The 7,203-nt window shown below is 71.4% G+C and carries 2 protein-coding genes; both read right to left on the bottom strand.

Annotated features, from left to right (window positions below):
- Positions 1-5,638: type I polyketide synthase (locus D7X74_RS16405; protein WP_120533911.1), on the bottom strand; the 5,638-nt coding region annotated here is incomplete at its 3' end.
- Between the two features lie 27 nt (positions 5,639-5,665).
- The gene (locus D7X74_RS16400) at positions 5,666-7,177 is read right to left on the bottom strand and encodes an SDR family oxidoreductase (RefSeq protein WP_120533910.1); all 1,512 of its coding nucleotides are present in this window, start codon (positions 7,175-7,177) and stop codon (positions 5,666-5,668) included.
- Positions 7,178-7,203: the final 26 nt, after the last annotated feature.

Raw genomic sequence — 7,203 nt, 5'->3', positions numbered from 1 at the left:
GGGTGGGGGATGCCAGCACCTCCAGGGCGTAGAAGGCGCGCTCGCTCTCGGTGAGCTGGACGTTGATGGGCTGGCACGGTTGGCCGTCCACCAACTGGAGGAAGAGCGCTTCGCCCTCGTCGGCGCGGATGCCGCGCAGCTTGCGGCTGGCCCCGAGCACCCGGTACTCCGAGCCCCGCGTCATGCCGATGCCGTCCCACGCGAGCCAGCCCACGCTGCACCACTGGACGTCCTGGCGCGCGTCGCTGACCCAGGCACAGAGCCGGTCCAGGGCCTCGTTGGCCGCGCCGTAGTCCGCCTGTCCGTCATTGCCGATGAAGCTGAACGCGGACGTCAGGACGTGGAAGGGCACCGGGTGCGCGAAGCGGCTCGCGCAGGCCTCGCGGAGGTTGCGCAGGCCCAGCAGCTTGGTGTCCAGCGTGCCGCGGAACTCCGAGAGCTTCCGGCGGTTCAGCTTCTTGGAGACCTGCGTGCCGGCGCCATGGACCACGAGGTCCAGCCTTCCGTGTTCACGGACGAGCTCCTCCACCACCCGGTCCACCTCCTCGGGTCGAGTGACATCCGTGGCCCGGTAGTGCATCTGGCCGGGAAGCCGCCGGAGTCCGTCGAGCGTGGTCCGCAGCTCGCGCACGGCCAGGTGGCGCTCGAAGCGCGCGCGCAACGCGGGCATGCGCTGGGTGCGGTCTCGGGCCAGTTCGGCGGCGTAGAACTCCCGCTCCACGGTGCCCAGCTCCTCGTCGCGGGCCTGGAGCACGCGCTCGGGGGCGTCGGACGGGTCGCTTCGTCCGAGGAGCACGACCTTGCACCCGTAGCGCTTGAGGAGCGCCCCGGCGAGGACCGCGGTCACGCCGCGTCCTCCTCCCGTGAGCAGCACCACCGAGCCGGAGTCGAGTCCGGTCGCGGGGCGGGCGGGCACTTCGGTGGGTTGGAGCAGCCGCACGCAGCGCAGTGCTCCCACGAAGCAGACCTCTACCGGGGCGCTGTCATCTTCCGAGCCCAGTTCGGAGGCGACGCGTTCGAGTGCCTTCGGGAGCGGGAGCGGGGTCGTGGAGAGGGCCCGGATGTTCCGTGCCGGAACCTCGCGCCCCAGTGACTTGAGCAGGCCGGCGAACAGGCCCGTCACGGGGTGCAGGGCCCGGTTCGGACCGATGCCCCCGATGCACAGGCTGGCGAGCTCCACCGTTCCGGTGCTCAGCCCGGCGTAGGCGCGCCGCGCGGACAGGAAGAGCAGCTCCAGGGCCTCGTGGCGCAGGGCCGTGTCCGCGACCACCGAGGCTTCGACCGCGATGGGTTCCATCCGGCTGACGGCGAGGATGACCTGGGGCTCGAAGCCAATCGCAGCGAGGCCGGCCTCCGCGGTCTCCTCCCGTGAGAGGTCGATGCCGTGGATTCGTGCACCGACGTCGGAGGCTCCCGCGTGCAGGATGCGGAAGTCGGGACCGCACACCGCCTCCGCGTGGGATGCGAGTTCACGGGCCAGGGGCTCGTCCTGCGCGATGAACAGCACGCGCCGGCCTCGCAGCCGTGAGGGGTCTCCCGTCCTGGCCGAACGCTCGACCAGCACCGGCGCGTGGTAGTGGATGGGCGCCGAGTGGTCGAATCCCTCGGATGCCTCCTGCGTGTCTGGCTTCACCTCCCGGGCTCCTGGGCTGACGAGGGTGGGGCTCTTTGGTGTGGATGTCCCGGTCGGTGCGGTGGCGCTGCTCCGGGTGGTCTCGGGTGCGGAGGCCATGCTTGCTCCCACGGGGTGGAGCTGAAGCTCCAGCCGGACTCCTGTCGCTGCATCCGGATGGAAGCGCAGCGTGGTGGCATGTCCCCCGGCGGCGGCGCGCACCGCCCGGAGGACTTCCAGTGCCTCGCCGGCCGAATGGGGCGGCAGCGGCAGGTGCGGCGCGGAGGTGGGCCCCCCGTCGGTGGACATCCGCAGGTGACACAGGGGCTTCAAGCCACGCTGTTCCGCCTTCGCGACCGTGGTGACCGCCAGCATCGCCATGCCTTCTTCCGGCGTGGTCCGCGCCGGTCCTTCTCCCGGACGCCGCACATGGGGGCTGCCCACGAGCACCAGGTCGAACCCACTGGCCAGCAGGGCCCGCGAGGCCCGCAGCGACGCTGCCAGCGAGTGGGCTCCCGCATCCACCACGAAGTTCGGTCCCTTGGTGTCGAGCACTCCCGCCATCCGCCCCGGGGTGACGTTGGGCATCATCCCCTGGAGGGTGTACGGCCCGGAGGGGCGCAGCGTGCCCATCACCGCTTCATGGAGGCGCTCCGCCAGGGGCAGCACCCGTGCGGACTCCGGGACGTTCCGGGCATGTTCGCGCAGCCTGCGCCGCGTGGACGCGGCCAGCACGCGTTGGGTCGCTTCCACGCCCCGTCGCGTCTTGCCCTCCAGCCCCAGGACGATGGCGGTCCCCGTGCGCAGCGTGTCGAAGCCCTGGAGCTTCGCCGCGAGCGAACTCGCGACGATGAGCCCCAGGTGCTGCGTGAAGTCCATGTCCTCGGTGATGTCCGGCAACAGCCGCACGGACGCGGGCAGCCGGAGGGCTCCCATGTCGAAGCGCGCACCCGGCGCGTCCGGCACCCCGTCCACCGCGGCCCCATGGGCATCCGGGAACAGTCCCTCCGCGGCCACCACCACCAGCTCCTCACCCGCCGTGGTCGCGACGTCGGGGCGCGGTGCGCGCGGGCCCTTCCCCGCGTACTCCTCCAGCACCAGATGCGCGTTGGTGCCCCCGAAGCCAAAGCCATTCGTGGCCGCGCGGCGCGGATGGTCGCCATTCTCCGGCCAGGGCTGTTCGCGCGTGCTCACCTCGAAGTCCGGACCGAGCGCGCGCAGCCCGGCGCCCGGACGGTCGAAGTGCGACTGCGGCGGGAAGCTGCGGTGCTCCAGCGCCTTGCACAGCTTGATGACCGACGCCACACCCGCGGCCCAGCCGACATGGCCAATCAACGCCTTGACGCTCGCGAGCTGGAAGCCCTTGCGCTTGCCGCCGAAGACACGGCCAATCGATTGCAGCTCGGTGGTGTCCCCGGCCGGCGTGGCCGTTCCGTGCGCCTCGATGTACTGGATGGACCCAGGTTCGACCCGCGCCGCCGCGTAGCAGGCCTCCATCGCGGCCACCTGACCGTCGGCGCGCGGCACGTTCGCGGAGCTGCTGCGCCCATCGCTGGAGAGCCCCGCGCCACGGATGACGGCATGGACCTTCATGCCGGCCGCGACCGCGTCCTCCAGGCGCATCAGGCCGACCACGCCCGCGCCTTCACCGAAGATGACGCCGTCCGCGCGCTCATCGAACGGCCGGCTGCCGGTGGCGGACAGGCCCTTGAACTGGGAGAACAGACAGCTGTTGCCCGGGCCCGGCGAGAAGACGCCACCCGCGAGCACCAGGTCGGCCTCGCCACGCTCCAGCGCCTTCATCCCCAACGCGATGGCGTAGAGCGAGGAGGCACAGGCCGCGTCGAGCAGCATCGTGGACACGCCCGGACCCACCACCTCCGTCACCACCGCCTGGAGGGTGGGGTGGGGCGCCAGGTCGGAGGCCCGGGCCTGGATGCCGAGAGCCGTCCTCGCCACGGTGGTCAGCGCGGCGAGCTCCGGTGCCTTCACTCCGCCCTCGCGAAGCAGGGCCTCCCCTGCCTCCAGGCACAGGGCGTCGTCGTATTCCGGGGAACCGTCCCCGGTGGATCCGAGCAGGCACTGGATGCGCCCCGGTGCGCGCGGCCCGGTGGACCGCAAGGCCTCCACCGCCTGCGCGAGCGCGATGGCCAGCAGCTTCTGCTCCCGGCCGTAGCGCTGGAAGCGGACTGGATCCATGCGGGCCGGCGGGACGAGGTCGGTGTCATGGACCCGCCCCGTGAGCAGCGTGTACGTGCGATCCGGGGTGACCGCCGGGCCCACGAAGTCCGCCACCTGTTCCGGATGGCGCAGGCCCGTGTCGACGATGCCGCTGATGCCCTGCTGGATGTTCCTCCAGTAGGTCTCTGGATCCTTCGCCCCACCGGGAAGCATGCAGCCCAGGGACACCACCGCGACCTCCGGCGTCCCGCCACCGCCGCTGTCACGCGGCGCCGAGGGGGCTTCAAGCTTGGAGGCAGGCGGGATGGCGGGAAGCAGGCCGTCCAATGAGGCCAGGGCGACAGGCGAATCCGAGGGGAGGATGCGCTGAACGATGCGCGACAGCCGTCCTGCCGTCCCGCAGTCCACGAAGCGGGTACAGCCCGCCTGGACCAGCGTCTCCACCGTGCCGAGGAAGTCGAAGGGACGCACCAGATGGGACGCGAGTGCCCCGGCCAGCTCGGCCTGCTCGCCGGCATACACGCGCCGCTCGATGGGCGAATAGATGGGGCCTCGCGGCGGGTGCACCGTCAGTCCCGCGAGACTCTCGCGAAACGCGGTGACGGCGGGCGCAAGGCCCCGGTGATGGAAGGGGTAGCGGCTGGAGATGAAGGTGAGCCCCTTGCCCTGTCGCTCCAGGAACGCGCGGAGCTGCTCCAATTCCGCGCGCGGTCCCGCGACCACGGTCTGCCGCGCGTGGTTGCGGCCGGCGATCTCCAGGCTCCGGACCCCACAGTCCTTCAGGGCCTGCACGGTCTCCGGTTCGGAGAGCGCGATCGCCGCGAGCGTGCCCAGCTCCTCCGAGACCCGCTGGAGCGCTCGGATTCGCAGACACACCACCTCCGCCCCCGTGCGCAGGTCCAGCGCCCCGGCCGCGGTCATCGCGGCGATCTCCCCGAAGCTGTGGCCCACGAACACGTCCGGCCGCACGCCCTGACGCTGCATCCACCGCGCGCCCAGCACCCCGGACAGGAAGATGCCGAGCTGATCCAACAACGGCGCCCGTTCGAGCGCCTGTGTCACAGCAACGACGTCCTCCGCCGCGAGCAGCGGCGTGACGTCCATGCCCAGCGAACGGCACGCCTCCGAGACGGTCGCCAGCTCCTCGCGCAGCTCCGGCTGGAGCGTCTTCAAGCGCAGGAAGAGGGAAGGCTCGAACGTGCCCTGTCCCGCGAACAGGAACGCCGTGGCCCCGGCGGGCAGCCTGGGCGCTTGCGCCGGCTCCGGCGCAGGGGCCGGAAGGGTGACGCGCCGGGAGATGCCGCGCGGCCCGGTGTCCGCCAGCAGCGTCCTGGCCAGTTGCCGGACGGCTTCCGGAAACAGCGAGTTGACCGCGCCCCCGCCTTGCAGTGCGCGGTCCCGGAAGCTCTTCGCGCCCTGGGGTTCGTGGATGCTGGCCAGGGATTCGAAGCTGCGCTGGAAGGACTCCGGGAAGGAGCACAGGGTGCCCGTCGCCTTGTCCGCGCAGAGCACGGTCTGGTAGCCGCAGGCCACGGGGGTGCCATCGCTCTTCAGCGTCCGGAAGCAGAAGCGCAGGGACACCTCGCCCCGCTCCTCCAGCGACGTCAGCACCACCAGCCGGTCGCCCAGGGCCGCCGGGGCGAGGTTGCGCGAATAGCCTTCGTAGGTGAGCAGCAGCACCCGGTCGAAGTCGCGCCGGAACTCCGGCACCTCGAAGGCGTGCGGGCTGAAGAGCAGGTGCTCCCGGCCCGCGCACTGGAACTTGAAGTTGGTGAGGAAGTGATGGCTCCCGTAGGCCATCGTGTCGTCGAAGTGGATGTCGTACGGGACGGCGAAGAAGTCCATGGCAGGCGCTCCCGGTGTCAGGTTCGTTCAGGACGGACGGGCGGCCGGCAGCAGCCCGTCCACGGTTCCAGAGAGGCCGGCGTCCACCACCCAGATGGCGCCATTCACACGCTGGGTCTTCGGCCCCAGCAGCAGCTCGGTCACGTCCGCGACGTCGTCCGCCGTGCACAGCCGTCCCCCGGGGGTGGCTGCCTCCCAGCGCGCGACGCGCTCCGGCGCGTCGGGGAACATCCCCAGCAGGTCACCGTGCACGGGGCCCGCGGACACGCAGTTGGTGCGGATGCCATCCGGCGCCAGCTCCGCGGCCAGATAGCGCGTGAGCGACTCCACGCCCGCCTTCACCACGCCCTGGCATCCCAGGTCGTGCATGTACCGCTGGGACATGGAGGTGGACATGGTGACGATGCCGCCGCCCCCGCGCGCGGCCATCAGCGGACGCGCGCGCATCGCGCACTCGTAGGTGCCGGTGATGCAGGTGCGGAACGCCTTGTCCCAGTCGCGCGGAGAGATGCGGTCGAACGGACCGATGAGGCCGTTGGACGCGTTGCACACGAGGAAGTCGAGTCCCCCCACCTGCTCCACCAGCGTGGAGAACATCCGCTCCAGGTGCTCCTCGTTCGCGACGGAGCCCCACAGATGGAGCGCCTTGCCGCCGGCCTCGACGATGTCGCGCGCCGTCTTCTCTCCGTCCTCCCGGGAATGGAACGAGTTCACGACCACGGTCGCCCCCGCCCGGGCCAGCCGGGTGGCGATGACCTTGCCGATGCCCTTGCCTGAACCGGTGACGAGCGCGACCTTCCCCGCGAAGGGCAGGTCCGTGCGCGACGGGAGCGGAGCGGCCGCGACGTGCACGGGAGCGCGCGCCGGAGCGCTGGGGACGGGCGCGGCGGAAGGCAGCAGGGCGCGGGCGGCTTCGCAGATGGCGGCCATCGTCCGGAGGCGCTGCGCGGGCTTCGGTCCTTCGGCCAGTCCCAGTTCCTTCATGAGCACGGCCATCACCTCCGCCTGCTTCACGGAGTCGATGCCCAGCTCGTCCTCCAGGTCCGCGTGCAACGTCAGCAGGTCCTCGGGGTAGCGGGTCACCCTCGCGAACACGGCGCGCACGCGGGACTCGAGCTCCGGCCCCGCAGGCGTGGGCGTCGGGATGGGTTCGGTGCGCACGCGGGGCTCGAGGTCGGGCCCGGTGCTCGTACGGAGCCCGTCCGTCAGGCCGCCACGCACAGGCTCCATGCCGGGTGCGACGGAGGCGAAGGGCGCGGAGGCTTCCCCCAGCACCTGCGTCACCAATCCGGCGATCGCTCCGAGCGTCGGCGCCTTCCCTCCACGCGGCAGGCGGTCGGGGGGCAGGTTGAATTCACGTCCGACGACCGCGGCGATCTCCGCGAGCTTCACGGAGTCGATCCCCAGTTCGTCCTCCAACTGCGCATCCCCCGTGAGGATGTCGAGCGGATAGCGGGTGACGGACGCTGCGCACTGGCGCACCCGGTCCAGGATGTTCAAAGGCGCTGCTGCGCCCTGCTGCGATGGATGTGCGGACATGCTGACCCCTGGCTGTTCAAGGCTTG

The sequence above is a fragment of the Corallococcus sp. CA047B genome, from assembly GCF_003612065.1.
GTDB lineage: Bacteria > Myxococcota > Myxococcia > Myxococcales > Myxococcaceae > Corallococcus > Corallococcus praedator.
This window is presented reverse-complemented; position numbering and strand designations above follow the sequence as displayed.

Coding starts and splice junctions, on each gene's coding strand:
- D7X74_RS16400 (WP_120533910.1), bottom strand. CDS start 7,177: ATGTCCGCACATCCATCGCAGCAGGGCGCAGCAGCGCCTTTGAACATC.